Genomic DNA, 21,377 nt, shown 5'->3' on the forward strand with positions numbered 1-21,377 from the left:
TAACAAAACATTAACCATATATTTTTTATGGTTACCTTGGTTTTTTAGATTTTTGTACTAATTTTAAAGGACTGAAATGGAGGTCGTGTTAGCAGGAATACATGCCCTCCTTAAAAAAGCTAACATTCATAGGGACTTAGTATGGACTTGCTAAAAAAAATAATACCTTCCTTAAAGGTAATACTACTCTTTGGCTCTCTATCATTTATAACAAGCTGTTCTGATAGTAACGATGATGTCACCGATATTGTTGTACCTGAGCCTCCTGCTCCGCCAGAGCCAGAAACCGTTTCATTTTCCGGTGGTGGTGTAAAAGGACCAATGGCATTGGCCGAGGTCAATGTCTATCAAATAGACCCAACGGCAGAAGACTTTAAAGGCGATATCGTTGGAACAGGGTCAACCAATGCACAGGCCCAAATTGAAAACCTAACCTTAACCCCGCCTTTATCACCTCCTTATTTACTCGAAATTACTGCAATTGAAGGAACAATTGACATAACCACTGGCCTTTCGCCTGTTATTACGCAAGTCAGCACATTGTTAACTCAGCAAATGATAGATGATCAAATTGCTATCTATGCTACGCCGTTAACAGATATGACGGTTTCTTTGATTTTTAAAAATGCCGACTCTGACGAAGCACCTTATACAGGCAATAATGATGGTGATACTACTTTAGAAGAAATCATGGCAGCCATGCCAGCAGCGCAAAGCCAAGTAAAATCAACTTTAGGCTTTGGTTTAGATGACGACGTGGATATTTTTACAACACCACCGTTGATTGATGATTCAACTGATTCTGCCGACGCTCAAGCATCAACAACTGCCTATCGTAGCGCCGTAGAGGCACTAACAGCCATAGTGTTCGAAATGCAGCAATTGTCTGGTGATGGCGATACAACCACCGATGCAATTATCGACGACATGGCAGCTGATTTATCCGACGGTATGATAGATGGTGAAGTAGACGGCGAGGAAACCGCAAGTTACCCCGAAGAAGCACTTGATGTGTTAGCCCAAGATCCTGCAACGCTTCCTATACCAAACGACCCTGAAGGACGCACAGTATCAGATGTGAAAGATGTTGTTGTTGGTGAAACTGAGCAAACCGGACAAGACGACACAGATACCACCGAATTCGAAAACTCCGATGAAGAAATTGTGGTAAAACCCGCAGAAACGTCACCCGACATTGATGGTGACGGCGTGTTAAATTCTGATGATGCATTTCCTGAATCTGCAGCCGCTGACACAGACACTGACAATGATGGTACTCCCGATGTCAGCTATTTTGTGGTCGACGGTGTAAGAACGGAAGATATTGATGAAGCAAACTCAGATCCAGATGACGATAACGACGGTGTTGCAGATGAGAACGATGACTTCCCACTAGACGATACCGAATTTTTAGATACCGACCAAGATGGTGTTGGTAACAACGCCGACGATGATGACGATGGTGACGGTGTTGTTGATACAGATGATGACTTCCCTTTAGACAGCACTCGCTCCAACGCAATAGATCAAGACAATGATGGATGGCCTGAAGGTCAAGATAGTGATGATAACGACAGTGCTGTACCTGAAGGCGACTTTGTAGATACAGATGGTGATGGTTTAGCAGACTCAGGAGGTCTGGCACCTGACCCAGATGATGATAATGACGGTGTTTCTGATGCTGACGATGCATTCCCGCTCGATGCTACCGAATCAAATGACCAAGATAATGATGGCATTGGTGATAATACCGATACAGATATAGACGGTGACAATGTTCCCAACGATGACGATCTATTTCCACGTAACCCGCAAGAGTCAATCGATACCGATTTAGACGGTATTGGCAACAATAGTGACTTAGATGATGATGGTGATGACTTAACCGATGAACAAGAAGCGTTAATTGGTACAGACCCGTTAGATAGTGATACCGATAATGATGGTGCATTTGATGGCAGCGATGCGTTTCCTCTCGATCCTCTTGAGCGCTTCGACAGCGACAATGATTCTGTAGGTAATGAAAGCGATAACTGTCCGCTCGTTATTAACACAAGCCAAATAGACACAGATGAAGATGGCTTTGGTGACCTATGTGACAATGACGACGATAACGATGGTGTACCTGATACTGAAGATGACTTCCCGCTTGATGATACAAGAAGTGAAGCGAGTGACGCTGATGGTGACGGCTGGCCAACAGAGCAAGACCCTGATGATAACGATGCGTCTAACCCAGGTACAGAGTTTATTGATACTGATGGAGATGGCATTGGCAATACTCTTGATGACGACGACGATGGTGACGGATTTGCCGATGAACAGGATGAGTTCCCTCTTGATATCAATGAATGGCTAGACAGTGACCAAGATGGTACTGGTAACAACGCTGATACCGATGACGATAACGATCAATACTCAGATAGCGATGAAGTTGACGCGGGTTCAGATCCGTTAAATGGTGAAGATTTACCGGATGATTTTGATGGTGACTTTATTCCTGATGTTAACGATGATGATATTGATGGTGACGGTATCGCTAATGGTGATGACGCATTTGATTTCAACCCTGAAGAATCTGTCGATTCAGACGAAGATGGTGTGGGTGACAACAGTGACGCATTCCCAAATGATCCAACCGAAACGAATGACTTTGATCAGGATATGATTGGTGATAATGCTGATAACTGCCCGATGGTTGCCAACCCAGAGCAAACGGATATTGATGAAAATGGCGTAGGTGATGTTTGTGATCAATACAGCTTTGATTTGAATGGCACTTGGCTGGCAACAGAAGTTATCAGCTTTGACCAAAATGATCCTAAATGTAGTGTGCATCAATCTGAAACATGGTTCCTCGACATTGAGATGAATGGTGAAATGCTATTTATCAAGGATGCTGATGACGATGATGAAGATGACGGTGCAGAAGGCACTGTAGATTTAGCCGGTAACATTGAGCTATCGCCGTTAGATGACGAAGATGATTTTGAAGCACAAGACGCTTCTTATAATAAAGACACTGGCTTATTAACTATTGAGTATACCCAGACCTTTGATAAGGATACTGCAACAGAATGTGCAGTAACGGGAACAATTACTGCGACTCAATTTACGGACACTAATGAAGAAGCAGCATTTACCGATGGTATTGCATGGTTTGAAGCAGATATGGAGTATGACGCTACTGGAGTTTCAGAACTGTTCTTCGAATATGGTGTCATCACAAATAGTGGCCCAGAGTCAATTTTCTCCTACGACAAGGAAACTGAAACCTGGGTAACAGCTGATGATGAAGAGACGAGTGATTACGCATTAACGCCAGATGGAATAATTGCTGATCCCGATATTTTTGAAGTACAGAGCTTTGGTGAAAATGGTGAAACGGCAATTATTTCGACAGGCATTATTGACGAAAGCATTGACCTTCTAGCTACACCACTTGCTGGCGTAATGCAGTTAGGATTACTTGAAGAAGAATTCTATGGCGTTATTCCGAAAGAGGCTGTATTTAGTGAAGGCGCTGTTGCTTATCTTCCGGTGGTTGAAGGGCTAAATGACGTTTTTGAATTCTGGTGTGATGATAGTTTTATCAGCCAAATTAACGAAGCGTTAGTCTGTAGCAATGGTGTAGTGTTATCTTGGAATACTGACAATGTTGAGTTAGCCCAATCTATTGATGATATTGTCAACATACCAGGCACTCCTGCCGACCAAATGCACGGTGCAATCTGGCTCGGTTCCGAGAATGGTTATGATGTGCAAGCTTATTTTGTCTCTGACAATGGCCAAGCCGATGGAACCAACCTTAAAGCAAACATATACAAGTCGACATATGATGGAACAGCCCCAGAGTTGTATGATTCAGTTGATGTTACTGTCGATATGGTTGGTGATGTTGCTGCATATAGCTTCCTAATCCCTGACTCTTTGCAGAACTTCTTAGACATTCATTCTGAAGACTCAATGCCGATGGTATTTGAAGACAGCGAGTTGGAAGCCAGCACTATTGTTCGCCGTGGCCATAAACAGACTGCAGGAGAACGCGATGATACAGGTATCGTCTTTAACTCTATTGCGTTTAACGACATTCTTGCGGCATTTAACTACGTTGATACCGACGGTGACGGTATCCCAGATCCTATAGATGATGATAAAGACAATGATGGTGTATCAAACGACGACGATGCATTTCCATTAGATGATTCTGAGTCAAATGATACCGATGGTGATGGTGTTGGTGATAACACTGATACAGACATTGATGGTGATGGTGTCGTAAATGATGACGATTTAGATCCATTTGATGACACTGTAACCCAAGCAATTAGCTTTACTGCAGATGATTTATTATCAAGCTATGTTCAAATCCTTGATGGCGCATTAACTGAACCAACACTCAGACTCGGTGTTAACGATGGTCAGCGTTATGAGTTTGATCAAGGCTTTATGTCAAAAAGTGATTCATTTGGTAGCAGCTTTGCTGACTTCAATTTCACTGCCGAAACAGCAACGCTCAATCTATATTTTAGTAATATGGACAGCTCAAGCTTCATGACCGTCGACCAAATGGTTGATATAGGCATGATAGACCAACAAAGCGCTGATAATTTCAAAGCTATGTACGGTGACTATCAAATTGAAGTCATTATCACAACAGGTCTGACAAAATGGCAAAGGTTAGAGAGCGTTGCGCCTGTTCATAGATTTTGGCAAGTTCAAGAACAGCAGTACTTGATTAGTCCTGAATGGGAACGTGAGCAGTTAACTGGCTCAGTTGCAGTAAATCCTTTTGTAACAGAGTCTGACGGCGCGCTCGTCGAGCTTACAGACTATTCAACGATTAATACCATTGCATGGACAGCTGATGAATTAACAAGTAGCTGGACACTGCCAGTGAATATAGACCTTTTTGCTGAAAATCAATGGGATCGAAAACAATTTGATATTGTTGATTTTGGCGAAAACAATGCTGCGACGTCGCAAATATTCGATATTGAACTCACTTGGGCAATCGATTCTGATGGACTATTAGTTTTAGATCTAGGAGATAACCTCCAGGTTACGATTCAAAAAATAGAAACGTTTGAAACGGGTGTTGGTGCGCTTATTCAAGCGACAGATGGCCAGTCAACAATATCTTCATATGAATTATTGTTAACGCAAGGTTCAAGTATTGATATCGAACCATTACTCAATCGCTATCTTCAAAATAGCTTTAGTTTAACCAACCCTGATGCTTACGATGAAGATGGCATGCTAGCTAACGATGCATTCTTTGGTTATAGGCTAGAAACGGGTGGTTCTCGCGCGACACGCATCCTAGATGGTGGCTTTAATTTCTATAATCATAGAGATGGCTGGGATCGTTGGTTTTGGTCAGAGCAAGAAAATGGCGATATAGAGCTCAATGCGCTGTGGCACAGTTACGATGGTGTATACGCTTCTTGTTTTTGGGAAACAGACGAAGAGTGTAATCGCTGGAGAATCAGAATGTGGCGCCCACTTCAACTTGTAGGTAACCGCTTATATGTTCTGGAATGGGAAGAACGAAACAACAATTCATTCACCGTGCCATCAGCAGATGAGGACTTGTATGTAGCAATTGCTCCGCGTATTAACTTCTATGAGGTTTACGATATCGATTCTGATAAAGATAGAGTATTAGATAGCATCGATAACGACGACGACAATGACGGTGTAAATGACGCAAATGATGAGTTCCCATTTGACCCTAATGAGTCAATGGACAGTGATGGTGACTTAATAGGTAATAACGCTGACAACGATGATGACAATGATGGTGTTGATGATAAAAACGATGCATTTCCATTAGATGATTCTGAAACTTCAGATACAGACATGGATGGAATTGGTGACAATTCAGATGATGATATCGATGGTGACGGCACGTTGAATGATTCAGACCTTGCTCCGTTTAATGAAGATGTTGGCGCTGCATTGGCATTTACAAGTGATAACCTGCTGACGAAATATGTATTTATTTCCGATGGTGCACTTGATGAGCCTGATATCGTTTTAGGTTTTTCAAACGGTGATACCTACAGCTTTGCTAATAACGTCGCTATGAAGCAAAGTGCATTTGCATCACTAACTGGGGGTTATGCTTTAGCAAATGATACATTGACCGTTGATTTTGACACCTCTGAGACACTAACGCAGTATTACCAAGTCGATGACTTAGTTGATATGGGCATTATCGACCAACAAACAGCCGATAACTTTCTTGAACAAAATGGCGATTACTTCATCGAAACTAACGTCGAAACACAAGGTGTAACATGGCAGCTAATCAATACTGATGGCGACCAATATGTTTTTTGGCAAATTTCATCTCAAACGTTACAAATAGTAGATGATTATTACCGAGAACTATTGTTTGGCGCTTTGGACGCGCCGGCCCAGCCTTTCGTTAGTGATGGACAGATTGTTACCTTGGTCGACTACGACTCACTCAGCTTTACTGCATGGACCAGCGAAGAGTTAGTGAACAATTGGGCGATGCCAGTCAAACTTGATTTCGGTTTGGAGGAGCTATCGCAAACCATTAATGCCGATATTGTAACTTTTGCAGATAATGGTACCGGTACATCGTCAATATTTGGCTTAAGTTTTAATTGGCAAATTGACAATGATGGGCTGTTGATCATTACTTTAGACACTGGTGAAGTCATTTCTATTGCGAAAGAGGCAGTTTATGACACAGGTATTGGTGCCTACATCACTTATGAAGTGAATGGATTAACCTATACAAACTATGCTTTGCTTGTAGAGCAAGAGCAAATTGGTGATCTCAATACCTACACTGATTTATTCCTCCAAAACAGTTTTAGTTTGACAGACCCTAATGCTTATGACGATGAAGGAATGCTAGTTGATGACCGAGTGTTTGGGTGGCGTTTAGAAAACAACGACAGCAGAGTGACAAGAATAACCAACGGGGATTTCGATTTATCACAAATGTACGGTGGTTGGGACCGATGGTTCTGGGAGTTCCAAGAAAATAACCTTGTTGTTATGACAAGCTTACGCAGTGACTCAGGCTCTTTTGCAGACTGTGACGCTGAAAACGATGACTATTGCAATTATTGGCGTGTCAGATATTGGCAACCGTTAGCGACAATAGGCGATCGAATTTACGTACTCGAATGGGAAGAGATAAATGATGCAGCCTACAACTTCCCGAGTGAAACGCCTGTGTGGTCAATTAACATCCCACCTCGTATTCAGTTTTATCAAGTCATGGATATAGATTCTGACGGAGATGGCATCGTCGACTCGCTAGATCCTGATGATGACAATGACGAGGTTAATGACGAAAATGATGCTTACCCGTTTGATGTTAATATGAATTAATAAATATCAAAAATGTTTGAAAAGACCTGAGCATTGCTCGGGTCTTTTTCTATCACTAGCCTGCTTTTTACATCCTCTTGATAAAAAGCATGCTAGAGTAATTCAAAAACATACAAGGAAACAGTTATGGCAACAATCTTGGGCGTTCCTGCCTCACCATTTGTCCGCAAAGCAATGCTAGCGCATTTAGTTAAACAAGTGCCGTTTGAGATCAAAATGGTGCCACCAGGTAGCGACGACGAAACCTTCAGACAAGCGAGCCCGATGGGTAAAATTCCAGGCTACCAAACGGATAAAGGCACCCTATTTTCTGACTCGTCGGTGATTATCGCGTACTTAGAAAAAGTGCATACCGATACGCCGCTTTACCCAAGCGATCCTGAGCAATACGCACAAGCGATATGGTTAGAAGAATACGCGGATACTAAAATGTCTGAAGCGACCAACGCACTGTATTTCCAACGTGTGGTAGGCCCAGCGTTTTTCGAACACACAACCGACCAAGAACGCGTTACGCAGGTTATTAATGAATTAATTCCACCCGTGCTAGATTTCTTAGAAGGTAAGTTAACGTCAGGTAACTATTTTATTGGTGACAGCTTAAGTGTGGCAGACGTTGCCATTGCAAGTAACTTAATGAGCTTAACACGCGCCCAATACACAATAGACGACAACAAGTGGCCAAAAGTCTGTGCTTTTTACAACCACTTTTTAAGCCTAGATGCAGCAAAACAACAGCTAGCAACCGAAGATAAAATCTTCAGCCGCTAATGCGTTAGCCCCTTCATACCAATTTCATACCTAGGCACTACGCTTAAAGTATTGCGCTAGGTGTGGATAGTGCTTTAATACATTCTCTTGAATAAACGACACTGGCATATCGGCAAATGTGCCATGATCCACTAAATACTCCATATGCTTGTCACCACCATCGGTAAACTCATGAAATATTGAGTCGTTGATACCGTCAAACTCAAGCGGGTTAATATTGTTGCGCTCGCATAACGCTTGATCAAACGCTGGAGTGGCTTTTACCCACTTCCCTTGAATGAATAGATCAACATAGCCATGCATTGAAAATACGTCAGTGCGCAGTATTTCGAGTAACTTAGGGTTAGCTAAATGGTTTTTGACATCTGCCAAGCCAATACGCGCCGGAATGCCTATTTTACGGCATAGCGCTATCATCAACGCGCTTTTTGGCAAACAATAACCTTGTTGGTTTTCGAAACAAAAGCTGGCTTTTAAGGTAGGCTCACCGTCAAAGGCGGCGCTCGTGTCATATCGAAAGCCATCACGTACGGCGTAATAAATTGTGATTGCATTCTCAATGTCGGCCACATTGCTATATACAGGTAACGTGTCAAAGTACGCCGCAACTTGCGGATCGTTATAATTGAAAAAGGGCGTTGCCTCTAGGTACTGTTCCATAACGTTTGCTCAGCAGTTTTTTGGTTATTATTACCCACTGTGCCAATAACAAAATGACGATTACTGACAATTTACTGAACAAAAAATTCATCACCCTACTGGTGAGGCGCACTTCTTGGATTTTCTCGATATTGGCTTGGCGTTACTCCAAACCACTTTTTAAAATTACGGTAAAATACACTCACTTCAGAAAAGCCTAGCTGCGCTGAAATTTGCTGATTAGTTAATTCGGTTTTCACTAAATAGTATGACGCTTTTTGTTTACGTACTTTTTCACGAATATCTTTAAAACGCGTCCCTTCTTGTTTTAAACCTCGAATTAAACTCTGCTCGCTACAAAAGAAATGCTCTGCCGCATGAGGCAAGTTAGTATCACCAATAAACGCAGCATTTTCGATATATTCTTGCACCTTTTTACTCAAGCTCATGCTCGATTGATAATGCGACATTAAGCATTGTGGTGCGTTAATTAAAAACGTTTGAAGGCTGTCTGGCGTTTGTTTAATTGGTGTATCAAGTAACGCGGTGTCGAAGTATATGGCGCTTTCTTGTTGATCAAAATTAACCTGAGTTTTAAACAAGCCAGGCAGATATGAACTTGCATAACCGGCTGAAAACTTGAGATTGAATTGAGTTAACTCAATCGGCTTATCAATCATCCAGCTTAGCCAGCGCCAAATCACACAGCTGGTGAAAATAATAAAGTAGTCGTGACTCGCATCGTCAGACAACGTTTCACTATCGTCGAACACTACTTTAGAGACTTGCTCTCCAATGTCTAAACGCCAGTTTAATTCTCGACTTAATATACCGTAGAAATTACATGAACGATGAATCGCCTGTTTTAACGTGTGGCAGGTAATGCAGGCATAGGTCATCATTCTAAAACTACCGGCAGGTAAGGTAGAATTAACACCACCAAATGACTCGTCGTCTATCGCCAACACACTTTGCTTGATCATCTCAGCAAATCCGTCTTCGCTTACATCTTTACCTTCGTTTGCGTACACGCTTTCAGGCACAGAAAATTGCTGGCAAATCTCTTCGGTTGAATACCCTCTTTTTTGAAAGTCTCGAAAATGCCAACGAATAAACGGATTAGGAATCAGGGCTTGCGTCATAACGTCATGTTTTTAAATAAGGTCGTATTAGCTTATCACTTTCCTATTTGCTCAAACAAACTATTTAACTGTATATAAATTCAGTATATGATAACAATGTATTCCTAATAGAAGTCAGCGCGTGAATTTATATATTGCAGAAAAACCTAGCTTAGCTAAAGCCATTGTTTCGGCACTACCTAAACCGCACAAAAAACAAAATGGCTATATAGAAGTTGGCAACGGCGATATTGTCAGTTGGTGCATTGGCCATATTTTAGAGCAAGCTGAACCTCAGGTTTACGACAGTAAATACCAAAAATGGCATTATGAACACTTACCCATTGAGCCAGCGTCGTGGCAATTAGTACCGAAAAAAGCGAGTAAAACGCAGCTCACAATTTTAACGCGTTTGATCAAAAAAGCGGGCAACATTATTCATGCTGGTGACCCTGATCGCGAGGGTCAACTACTTGTCGACGAAGTCATTAATTACGTTAATATTCCTGACGATAAAAAACGTCGTGTTCAGCGCCTCTTAGTTAACGACTTGAACATTAACGCAGTCAAAAAAGCGCTCAATAATTTACAACCAAATGCAGACTTTATGCCGCTGTCAGTGTCGGCATTGGCGCGCTCTCGGGCTGATTGGTTATATGGCATTAACCTAACTCGCGCATTAACAATTAGAGGGCAAAAATCAGGGTTCAACTCAGTGCTTTCAGTAGGACGAGTGCAAACCCCAGTATTAGGTTTGGTCGTTGAACGTGACCTACAAATTGAAGACTTTACACCACATAATTATTACGAAGTGCTCGCACACTTAACCACTCAAAACCAAGAACCTTTTAGTGCTAAATGGCAGCCAAGCGAAGCATGCGCGCCGCACATGGATAGCGAACAACGAGTGATTAACAAGTCACTCGCTGAACATGTAATTACTCGCATATCCAATCAGCAAGCTACCGTAACCAAACTAAATAGCAAAGACAAAAAGCAAGCACCGCCATTGCCCTATAATTTGTCAGCGCTTCAAATTGACGCAGCTAAACGTTTCTCAATGAACGCAAAACTGGTGTTAGATATTTGCCAAGCGTTATATGAAAAACACCAATTGATTACCTACCCTCGCTCAGATTGTCGCTTTTTACCGACAACACAATTTGGTGAGGCTAAGCAAATAATTTCGATGTTGAGCAAGGCTGAAGAACCCTTAGCAACGGCAGCAAGCCAAGCCGACGCCAGCATTAAAAGTAAAGCGTGGAACAACGCAAAAGTTAGTGCTCACCACGCCATAATCCCAACGCTAAAGCCCGTTACGTCAGTTAACCTCAATACCTTTGAGAAGAATGTATATCAATTGATTTGTCGTCAATACTTAGCTCAGTTTTACCCTAATTTTCAGTTTCACGAGGTGAGTGTTGAGCTCGATATTGCAGGTGGGCTGTTCACCAGTAAAAGTACAAAAACACTAGAGCTAGGCTGGAAGAAGTTATTTAACGCGAACAATGAAGATAAGGCGCAATTACCACCGTTGAAAAAAGGTGACGTGTTGACCTGTTCAAATGGCGAGTTGTTAACAAAAGAAACGCAACCACCCAAGTCCTTTACTGACGCAACCTTACTCGCCGCAATGACAAACATAGCTAAATTTGTTCAGAACCCCGACATTAAAAAGCAATTAAAAGATACCGACGGCTTAGGTACTGAAGCAACACGTGCAGGCATTATCGATTTGCTATTTAAACGTCAGTATTTAAAACGACAAGGTAAAAGTATTCATGCATCAGATCTTGGCCGTGGCTTTATTCAAGCACTACCCAAAGAAACCACCTTGCCGGATATGACCGCACATTGGGAGTCGTCACTTAATCTTATGACGCAAAAACAATGTAGCTACCAATCGTTTATGACGGGGCTAAGCACCCAATTGCATCAGCTAATTGATACCGCTTCTACCATCAGATTCACTGACTTACCTAAGGTAGATAAACCAAGCTTTAAAAAACGAAAACGTCGTAAACCGTCAACAAGTAAAAAAGCGAAAGCAACCACCTGACCTTGACGAAGCTAAGATAATATTTCACAGTAAACTCACTCGAAATAACATGTAGTGATTATGATTCATTGGCTAGTTACCTTGGTTTTACTTCCTGTCTTTATTGTTCAAGGCAAATACGTTCGCAAAAATACACCAAAGCTTGCTGAAGCTTCTGGTCCACGTATTGTTTCTGGTAACGCTACTAACGCTGCATCTACCAATACACTCAATGTCCTTGTGATTGGCGATTCAGCGGCAGCAGGTGTGGGCGTTTCAAACCAGCGCGATGCACTGTTAGGGCAACTCTCAACAACATTAAATCAATCGCTAAAGCATAAAGATATTTCATTAACACTGATGGCAAGCACGGGTGCAACAACGCAAATGACATTGTCGAGGATACAAGCATTGAACGCCGAACCATTTGACGTGGTAGTTACTTCGCTTGGTGTTAATGATGTCACCAAAGGTATTACGCGTGATAAATTTAGCGCACTGCAGCATCAATTAATCAAATTGCTGATCAGCAAATTTTCAGCGTCGGTGATCATTGCCACGCAAATTCCACCAATGCATCAATTTCCTGCACTACCTAATCCCCTTCGCTGGTATCTAGGTAACAGGGCTAAACAATTGAATAAAGATTTAACGCAAATTTGCCAAGCGTATGAGCAAACACATACGCTCACAATTGAACTGCCTAATGACCCTTCGCTTATGGCCAGCGACGGTTTTCATCCTGGCCAACCGGTTTATCAACAATGGGCAATCTCGGCGAGTGAACACATCGCCGATAAAATTACCTAATCGCTTTGTAAGGCAGTAATTGGGTCAAGCTCTGACGCTTTTATCGCTGGATAAACACCAAATACCACGCCCACTAAGGCACAAATACTAAATGATAAAACAATGGCGCCTAGCGACCAGGTGACGGCCCAATTTGAATACAGGGCAATAAGTTCAGAGAGAATAATCCCGAACACAACACCGATAATGCCACCAAGAATAGATATCGTGAAACTCTCAGCAATAAACTGGCGTTGAATATTCTTTTGAGTAGCCCCAACCGCACGTAACAAGCCAATTTCTTTGGTTCTTTCTAGCACAGTGGCAAGCATGATATTCATAATACCAATACCCCCAACAAGTAAAGAAATCCCCGCTACACACGACATAATAATATTGAATATTTTCTGCGTTTGCTTTTGCTGTGCCAGTAACTGAGCCGGTACAGTTAAGGTAAAGTCATCAATATTATTGTGACGTTTGATCAGTAATTGATTGATTACTTCAGACGCTTGCACCGCATCAACATCTTCACTGAGTTTAAACTTAATACTGGTTAGCTCACTCGCAAGCGGTTTCTGCTTAAATTTGCGTTTAGCCGTTGTTAAAGGAATAAAGACATTGTCTTGCTCACCACCAAGTTTAACCCCTTGAAATTCGTCTTTTCGAAGATGAGGTAACGCAATAACGCCAACCACTTTAAACCACAAATGATTGATTTTTATGTTCTGCCCTACTGGGTCTTCAAGCGGAAATAGCTTGCTGGCAACATGGCTACCTAATACGGCAACTTGGCGATAATTATCGTCATCACTTTGGGTCAGTAGACGGCCGTGGGTAACGCTTAAATTAGACAGAGAAAAGTAACTTGAAGTTACCCCTACAGCATCACTGTTACTTTGACCATAACCGCTAAAAATGGTGTAGGTGTCTAGTTTACGCTGTGCAGCGACTTCTTGAACAAAGGGTAGCGATTGCTGGGCAATTTGCGCGTCTCGCAAGGTTAAACCCGCCGAATGTTTACGTTGTTCTTTGAGCTCTTGCTCTTCAAACGACTTACTCTCAACAATTAAGTTATGAAGCCCCATCGTACTGATCATCTTAAGCGCTTCATTTTCCGCACCTTCACCAATATTGAGCATGGCGATAACCGCGCCCACACCGAAAATCATGCCCAACAAGGTCAATAGTGTTCGAAGTTTATGTTGTAGTAATTGCGCTATCGCATCATAGAATAATTCTAAATTTTTCATTAACTAGACTCCTGATTGGTTAATGAAATACGTTGACCTGTGGTGAGTCCATTAACGATCACAGCATGGCTTTGACTTGTTTGCCCAAGCTCAACTGGGGTTCTTATAAATTCATTATCTTCAAACAAGTAAACAAAGTACTGATTATTTTCACTGAAAATAGCTTGAAGCGGCACAATTAACTGTGGCTGTTGAGTTTCTACATCAATCTGTGCGGTTAATTTTCTGCCCGGTACAAATAATGATTCATTTTGAGAGGTTAGCTTAACAATCACTTCAAAATACTTTTGTGGATCACCACGCTTAACCGTTTGCGGAAAGTTAGCAACGGATTCAATCGTACCCACAAATTCAGTATCAACCGCGGCGTTCAAACGCATGCGTACTTGCTTGCCTTCAGCTAGGCCGATCGCTTCTTTTTCTTTGACAAACAGCTTAGTTTTCATTTCAGATGAATCAGGTAATTCAGCCAACTTTTGCCCAGACCAAACCGACTGCCCTTCCCGAGTTTTTTCACCACGCCAGTTTGAGCTATATACCAATAGCCCGTCATGTGGCGCTTTAACTTCGAGTTTTTGTAAGCCATCGTTGATCATCGCCAGCTTATTTTCATGCTGTTTCACCTTCATAGATAACAGATCAACTTCGCCCGCAGAACTTTCGCTAAAGCTTTCTTCTTTCCAAGACAAATAATCCTGTTTGGTCGCAAGGTATTCGCTGTCTTGCATCGACTCTAAAATTTCAAGCTTAGATAAAATGGTTTCATCGTTAATTTGATATTTATTGGCAAATATTTTTTCTTCGCCCACTATCTCAATATCTTTATTTAAGCCGCTAAGTTCGATAGCCAGCTCACTTTGTTTCTCACGCACATCTTCTGAAGACAGTGTCAATTCATGCGTTCGAGACTCACTTTGGCGTGTGAGGTTTTCAGCGTCGAATTTCGCGATTACTTCGCCTTCTTTCACTTGGCTAAATTCGGGCGCAAGCCATGCTAACGTTTGTACGCCATAGCGAGTTACAGGTGCATTGATCACCGTAGACTTCGCTGCAAACAACTCACCTTTTGCAGGTACTTCAATAAAGAACGGTTGCTCTTCTACTTTGTATAGTAACGGTGTTTTTTGACCTTCACTTGAACAGCCAGCAATGAACAATAATGCAGCCACCTTTGTCAGTATTCTCATAATGTGACCTCCATATCCTTGGTAATATCACCGTTAATGACGGCTGAATCACCGACGACTTGAATAACATCAACAGGTAGTTTCGATAAGCCCCACATGCCATTTTTTTCAACAAAATAGCCATCATCATCCTGCTTAAGTGCTTGCAATGGAACGGTATATTGTTCGTCAAATCGTTGCGTTATTATTTCTAATCGAGCGGTCATACCCGGTTTCATGGTGCCTACGTCAATATCATCAATGTCAATAATGACATCAAATACGCGGCTACGATCTTGATAAGATTTATCTCTAAAGACTTTACCAAGCGCGACAACTTTACCCAGGTATTTAGTGTCTTTTGCACTATCTAGATATATTTCAACAACCTGCCCTACTTTAACTTTGCCGCTATCAGGCTCAGCTACCTGTGCAACAATTTGCATTTCCTCGATTAACGCAACTTCTAATACTGGCTGACCAAATTGAATGCTTTCACCAACAGCAGGTTTTTCACCTTGCCAGTTCGTACGATATAACGTCATGCCCGACATAGGTGCTTTGACTTTCAATCGGTCAATATCAGATTTAAGCATATCCACTTCAGACGTTAGACGAGCCACTTTGCTTTTTAGACGATTTAAATTAAGTACTGAATTTTTACGATGGAAATCTAGCTTTTGCTGAGCAAGTGTTAGATCAGCTTCGGCAATAATAAAGTCAATTTTCGATTTCTCTCTATCGTTGTCCGATTGGCTATTGTCATAGATACCCGCTCGACGCTCTGACTTATCAAACTCCATTTGCTTTTCGGCCAACTCAAGTACCAATTCCTGCTCTTTTTCTTGCTCTTTGATTTCCTTATTTTCGAGCTCTTTTTTCGCTTGAACAAGCTTGCCATTTTCTTCAACGAGACGATCTGATACTTGCTTGTCGTCAAATGAAACAATCACTTGCCCTTCTTTAACTTTACTGTTTTCAGGCACCAATGACTTTATTTGATACTGCCACATTTGTGCAATTGATGGTGGTGCGATTAACTGAGACTGTTTAGATTCTAATTCACCACTTGCCTTCACACTTTGCTTCAGTGTTTCTACTTGTATTGAAGTGACAGGAGGCTTTTCGCAAGCCGCTAGAAAAGATGTTGTGACCAACACGGCCATTATTTTACGAAGCATTAGCACCCTCCTTCACTTCAATTTGAACACTCATCCCGGGTAATACGGTGAAGTCAGGTTTCAATGAATATTTAAATTTAAGGCGATAGTAAACGTCATCACCCCACATAGTGCGCTCTTCAGGCTGTGAAGCTACATCAACCAACTCTGTATCGAATGAACGTGCTGGGTGGGCGTCAAAAATGAACGATGCACGTTGGCCTTTCTTAACTTTTTGAAAATCAACTTCATGAAGCCAAGCTTCAATGTATAGGTTATTGCCAGACGGAATTTCAGCAATTTTCCACGACGGTTGAGCGGTCATACCAACAAAGACTTTTTCACCATTCCATGGATGCTTACCATATAGAATAGCCCCTTCGTCTTGAGCTGTAAGGCGCATCTTACTAAGTTTACTTTGTTGATAGGCAAGCTCAGTTTTATTTTTCGCAATTTCGAGTTCTTTCTTTTTGATGGCAACCTGATTTGACAGTTTTACCTGCTTGAGTCGCTCTGTGGCTTTAGCGTATTCAACAATGGCTTTTTCGTAGTTAAGCTGATACTTCTCATAATCAAACGCACTGATGTAGTCTTTACCAATGCCCGCATCGATTTTGGCTTTATCAAGTAACAACTTGGTGCGCTTAACTTGATGCTCTGCTTCAATAAGCTTTTGATTACTTTCGGAGGTTACTCGAAATAATTCATCTTCAGCGCTAATTAAGCCTGCTTTTGCTTGCTCAATCTTACCTTCGATACCGGCACTATCAAATACCACCACGACGTCGCCTGGTTTAGCAACATCCCCTTCCGGTAACATCCATTTTAATTGGACACGCCAATTATCCGTTTTTGGCGCATAAAATACTTGGCTGTCTTGAGTTTTAACTTGTCCTGATAGTAAAAAAGATTCCGCAAAACACAACGGACTTACCAAGGCGAAAGCGAGCATTAAACGGCGCATAAACTATCCTCTACAATTTCACCATCTTTCATACGAATCACGCGTTGCGCATACTCGGCAATATCTTCTTCATGGGTCACTAATACAATGGTATTGCCCTGCTGATGTAATTGATTGAGTAAATTCATAATGTCGTGGGATGTTTTTGAGTCCAAGTTACCTGTTGGCTCATCAGCAAAAATAACCTCAGGGTTATTGACCAATGCTCTAGCTATAGCGACACGTTGGCGCTGACCACCAGACATTTCAAATGGCTTGTGGTACGCGCGGCTTTTCAAGCCAACTAAGTCGAGCATGGCTAAGCTTCTTTCTTGAGCTTCTTGTGTTGTGCAATCGCTGTAACGTAACGGCACCATGACATTTTCAACAGCACTTAAGCGGGGTAACAGGTGGAATGTTTGGAAGATAAAGCCAATTTTTTGATTACGAAAAGCGGATAAAGCTTCATCATCCATATTTTCAATGTGCTGTTCAGCAAGCAAATACTCGCCATTAGTGGGCGTATCTAAACAACCGAGAATGTTCATTAAACTGGATTTGCCCGAGCCAGACTGGCCCATGATGGCAACAAACTCGTTTTTTTTGATGGAAAGAGAAACGTTATTCAGCGCAATAACTTTTGATTCGTTCTCACCATAAATTTTATTAATATCAATTACTTCTATCAAAATAATTCCCTTTATTCTTTAACCCAAACAATATACACAGCCCAAGAGAAATTAACAACAGATTAACATAATAAGAATTGAACTCTACAAGTAAAAATATTGACTATGCTTAAAGCTCAATGAGTAGATACTCGACTTAGTAGAGGACACCATATGTTAGGCGAACAGCACTCTTTAGAAAACGACTTCCCGGACTTTAAGGATCAGTTACAAACCTTAATGGCAACAAACGAACGATTTGTAGCAGATAACAAAAGATACAACGCATTGGACAAAGAAATAAGAGTACTTGAGATGAGAGACTCGCCAATAAAAGACGAAGCCATGCATCAATTAAAACATGACAGAGCAGAGTTAAAAGATAAGCTGTACCAGCAACTGCTCAGTGCAAGAAGCTAAGGTGCACCGCTCACAAAAGAGCAAATATGGATAACCAGATAAACAACACACGAACAGTAAATTATAATCAAAAGACGAGGTGAGTTTGTAATTTACTGTTTATTTTTATTTATTTTTATTCATTTTAGTATTCATTAACGCCATCTTTTTCCCTCAAAAAGAAAATAAAAACAAACCCAGAAAATTCATCAACTTATATAACACATCATTCTGTTAACAGAAAACGAGCACCTCATTAACAATCAAAGACCGAATAAACTACGCATACCTAACTACATTTACCGCATAACCACTCACAAAAACACCGAAAACCGACTAAAAAAAGCGCAGTTTTGCGGAATAATTACACCTTGATTACAAACGTCACGAATTTCTATAAGAAAAAAACATTTATAAACAAACTTTAGCAAATAGCTGATGCACACTGTTTTCGTGCTTCATAGAGAGCAGTAATGAAACATAGAGAGAAAACATGAACATCAGTAAATTAAATAAAGCGATTAAAAGCGCTATTTTATTAAGTGTTGCTTCCACCCCATTTGCAGCAACTCAAGCAATGGCTGATATGAGAGCCGACCAACAAATTGAAAAAGAAGTAGAACGCATTCAAGTTACCGGTTCTCGTATTAACCGCACCGATATTGAATCATCTAGCCCTATTACCGTTATTGACGCAGAATTTATTGCCGACAGTGGCTTCCAATCGGTTGAAGAAATCCTTTCTTCACAACCTATGGTAGCGGGCATGAACATCGGCTCAACAACTAATAATGGTTCAGGTGGTAGTGCCACGGTAAACCTACGTGGTATGGGTTCACAGCGCACACTTGTATTACTTAATGGCCGTCGAATGGTTGCATCGGGCACAGGTGCAGATGCGTCAGTTGATTTAAATACGATTCCTGTATCAATGATTAAAAACATTGAAATACTTAAAGACGGTGCGTCTGCAGTATATGGCTCTGATGCGATCTCTGGCGTAATTAACATCATCACGAAAAAAGATTTTGAAGGCACAGAATTAACCGTTGATGGCAGCATTACTGACAAAGGTGACGGTGAAACGGGTGGCTTTAGTATTTTACACGGCACTGAGTTAGCTGGTGGTAACTTAGTGGTTGGTGTTCAATATTCTGATCGTGGTGAGGTGATTCAAGCGGATCGCGATTTTGTTCCGCCGGGTGAATCCTCTTTTGTGCCTGGTGGTAGCTTAAACGATATGGTTCCAGACGGTAACGGTGGTTTTAAACCGCGTGATACTAGTTACGACTACACAGAAGATAGCTACGCTCAAACACCAAATACATTAGCGAGCCTATTTACCAGCTACAACAAAGAGATTGCAACCGATACAGAGCTTGCGGTTGACTTTATGTATACGCGTCGTGAGTCAAATCAGCAAATGGCACCACAGCCAGCAGACATTGACTTAGACTCAAGCCAATTAGACAGTAAATATACTGATCATTTCCAAGATGAAGATGGCAATGTGCCTGAAGAGTTACGTTACAAGCGTCGCATGACAGATGCTGGCCCTCGTATCTATGAACAAGAGACGGATACCTACCGTGCGTCTATCGGCCTTATTGGCTACTTAGATAACGATGCTCAATGGGATATTTCTGCTACTTATGGCCGAAACGACTCTAAAGACAAGGTCCAAAACTCAATCCATGCCGGCAACATGGAAGACAGTATTTACGCTAATCAAGACTTATGGTTTAGCGGTGATGACCTAGATCGTGATTTCTTAGTTAATGAAGGTGTTATTTACACCGAAGAAAACGAAGGTGGCAACGAACAGTTCATTTTAGCTGCGGGTTACAGCGGCACAACTGAAAATGATATTGGCTACGCAGTTGGCGTTGAAAGCCGTTATGAGTCAGGTTTTTACACACCAGATGAAGTGACTCAAGCTGGCGAAAGTACAGCAGCCCAGCAAGATCCGACTGAAGGCGATTACTCTGTTCAATCGGTATACGGTGAAGTAGCCGTTCCCGTAACAGATGCATTCAATGTAGAAGCCGCGTTACGTTACGACAACTACTCAACGTTTGGTGGTGCAACAACATGGAAACTTGGTGCAACCTACCAAGTAACTGACTCATTCATGATGCGTGCCGTCGCAGCAACAGGCTTTAGAGCACCTAATGTTGCCGAGTTATATGGTGGTAATTCAGGTTCATTCGATTACCTAGATGATCCGTGGGGTAATGAAGTTGACCCACAAATTCTAGTTAATTACACGTCTGATGAAAATCTTAAACCAGAAGAAAGTGAATCATTAACATTCGGTATGGTTTGGGAAATTCAACAAGGTTTATCAACAACGTTAGACTACTGGAAGTTTGATGTTACCGACGCAATTACTCGTGTTAACGTGCAATCAGCAATGAATGCTTGTTATGCAGGTAATATGGTTGCTTGTGACACCATCAATATCACGCCAGACGGCGATCTATCTGAGCTTTCATCGCCACTTACCAATGTAGGTAGTTTAGAAACATCAGGTGTGGACTGGAACATCACCTACTCGGGCGATATGTTCAAAGTAACACTAGATACAACCTACTTAATTGATTACACCGAAGATGGCATCGACTATACCGGTACTATCGACGGTAACATGGGTGGATATGCGGAGTTAAAGTCTAATTTAAATGTTTCTGCCAATATTACTGACGACTTTAGTGTGCTTTACACAGCGCAATATATCCAAGGTATGGATGGTGACTACTACGGTGAAGCATATAGCACCGACTCTGTTGTTTACCACAACATCTCAGCTGCTTACCACATTAACGATCAATGGAAAGTAAACGGCGGTGTTAAAAACCTATTTGATACTGAACCAGAGTCAGTGCCAGACGGTAACGACATGGGCACAGTACCAGCCATTTATGACGTAGTAGGTAGAACCTTCTTCGTGAGTACATCTTATAAATTTTAAGATGTCAGCCTAATAAAAAACGCTAGCCTCGCTAGCGTTTTTTGTTTTCAAAAGATCACAATCAACATTTTTTTCCGTAAGC

The 21,377-nt window shown here is 41.6% G+C and carries 13 protein-coding genes; 6 read left to right on the plus strand and 7 right to left on the minus strand.

The genetic code is table 11. The features are described 5' to 3' along the window. Positions 1 to 141 precede the first annotated feature (141 nt). Positions 142 to 7,377, plus strand: coding sequence for a thrombospondin type 3 repeat-containing protein (locus QQK05_RS10410; RefSeq protein ID WP_284298300.1), 7,236 nt, complete (start codon positions 142 to 144; stop codon positions 7,375 to 7,377). Between the two features lie 126 nt (positions 7,378 to 7,503). Further along, complete coding sequence (locus tag QQK05_RS10415; RefSeq protein WP_284298302.1) at positions 7,504 to 8,148, plus strand: glutathione S-transferase family protein; 645 nt, start codon at positions 7,504 to 7,506, stop codon at positions 8,146 to 8,148. Positions 8,149 to 8,178: 30 nt separating this feature from the next. On the opposite strand, the gene QQK05_RS10420 is transcribed toward QQK05_RS10415, so the two are convergent. Then, positions 8,179 to 8,808 carry a transglutaminase-like domain-containing protein gene (locus QQK05_RS10420; RefSeq protein ID WP_284298304.1) on the minus strand — a complete coding sequence of 210 codons (630 nt, stop codon included), beginning with the start codon at positions 8,806 to 8,808 and terminating at the stop codon, positions 8,179 to 8,181. A 95-nt stretch (positions 8,809 to 8,903) separates the two neighbouring features. Next, positions 8,904 to 9,929: an AraC family transcriptional regulator gene (locus QQK05_RS10425; RefSeq protein WP_284298306.1), complete on the minus strand. Its 1,026-nt coding sequence runs from the start codon at positions 9,927 to 9,929 to the stop codon at positions 8,904 to 8,906. 121 nt (positions 9,930 to 10,050) lie between these two features. Here QQK05_RS10425 and QQK05_RS10430 point away from each other — a divergent pair, with 121 nt between their 5' ends. Further along, positions 10,051 to 11,967: a DNA topoisomerase III gene (locus QQK05_RS10430; RefSeq protein WP_284298308.1), complete on the plus strand. Its 1,917-nt coding sequence runs from the start codon at positions 10,051 to 10,053 to the stop codon at positions 11,965 to 11,967. Positions 11,968 to 12,027: 60 nt separating this feature from the next. Continuing rightward, positions 12,028 to 12,756: an SGNH/GDSL hydrolase family protein gene (locus QQK05_RS10435; protein WP_284298310.1), complete on the plus strand. Its 729-nt coding sequence runs from the start codon at positions 12,028 to 12,030 to the stop codon at positions 12,754 to 12,756. Here the strand turns inward: QQK05_RS10435 and QQK05_RS10440 are convergent. From QQK05_RS10440 to QQK05_RS10460, 5 genes are read right to left on the minus strand one after another with little or no spacing between them, the layout of a single operon-like run. After that, positions 12,753 to 13,988 (minus strand): ABC transporter permease, encoded by a 1,236-nt coding sequence (locus QQK05_RS10440; RefSeq protein ID WP_284298313.1) that lies wholly within the window; start codon positions 13,986 to 13,988, stop codon positions 12,753 to 12,755. The genes QQK05_RS10435 and QQK05_RS10440 overlap by 4 nt on opposite strands. Continuing rightward, positions 13,988 to 15,175, minus strand: a complete 1,188-nt coding sequence (locus QQK05_RS10445; RefSeq protein WP_284298315.1) for an efflux RND transporter periplasmic adaptor subunit — start codon at positions 15,173 to 15,175, stop codon at positions 13,988 to 13,990. Before QQK05_RS10445 ends, QQK05_RS10440 begins: the two co-directional genes overlap by 1 nt. Continuing rightward, positions 15,172 to 16,335: an HlyD family secretion protein gene (locus QQK05_RS10450; protein WP_284298317.1), complete on the minus strand. Its 1,164-nt coding sequence runs from the start codon at positions 16,333 to 16,335 to the stop codon at positions 15,172 to 15,174. Before QQK05_RS10450 ends, QQK05_RS10445 begins: the two co-directional genes overlap by 4 nt. Beyond that, positions 16,325 to 17,278: an HlyD family secretion protein gene (locus QQK05_RS10455; protein WP_284298319.1), complete on the minus strand. Its 954-nt coding sequence runs from the start codon at positions 17,276 to 17,278 to the stop codon at positions 16,325 to 16,327. Before QQK05_RS10455 ends, QQK05_RS10450 begins: the two co-directional genes overlap by 11 nt. Then, positions 17,266 to 17,946: an ABC transporter ATP-binding protein gene (locus QQK05_RS10460; RefSeq protein WP_284298321.1), complete on the minus strand. Its 681-nt coding sequence runs from the start codon at positions 17,944 to 17,946 to the stop codon at positions 17,266 to 17,268. The genes QQK05_RS10455 and QQK05_RS10460 overlap by 13 nt, the downstream gene beginning before the upstream one ends. A gap of 153 nt (positions 17,947 to 18,099) precedes the next feature. Here QQK05_RS10460 and QQK05_RS10465 point away from each other — a divergent pair, with 153 nt between their 5' ends. Both QQK05_RS10465 and QQK05_RS10470 read left to right on the plus strand, forming a co-directional pair. Next, positions 18,100 to 18,345, plus strand: coding sequence for a YdcH family protein (locus tag QQK05_RS10465; protein WP_284298323.1), 246 nt, complete (start codon positions 18,100 to 18,102; stop codon positions 18,343 to 18,345). Positions 18,346 to 18,817: 472 nt separating this feature from the next. Then, positions 18,818 to 21,295: a TonB-dependent receptor plug domain-containing protein gene (locus QQK05_RS10470; protein ID WP_284298325.1), complete on the plus strand. Its 2,478-nt coding sequence runs from the start codon at positions 18,818 to 18,820 to the stop codon at positions 21,293 to 21,295. Positions 21,296 to 21,377: the final 82 nt, after the last annotated feature.

It is taken from the genome of Thalassotalea loyana, from assembly GCF_030161435.1.
GTDB lineage: Bacteria > Pseudomonadota > Gammaproteobacteria > Enterobacterales > Alteromonadaceae > Thalassotalea_G > Thalassotalea_G loyana.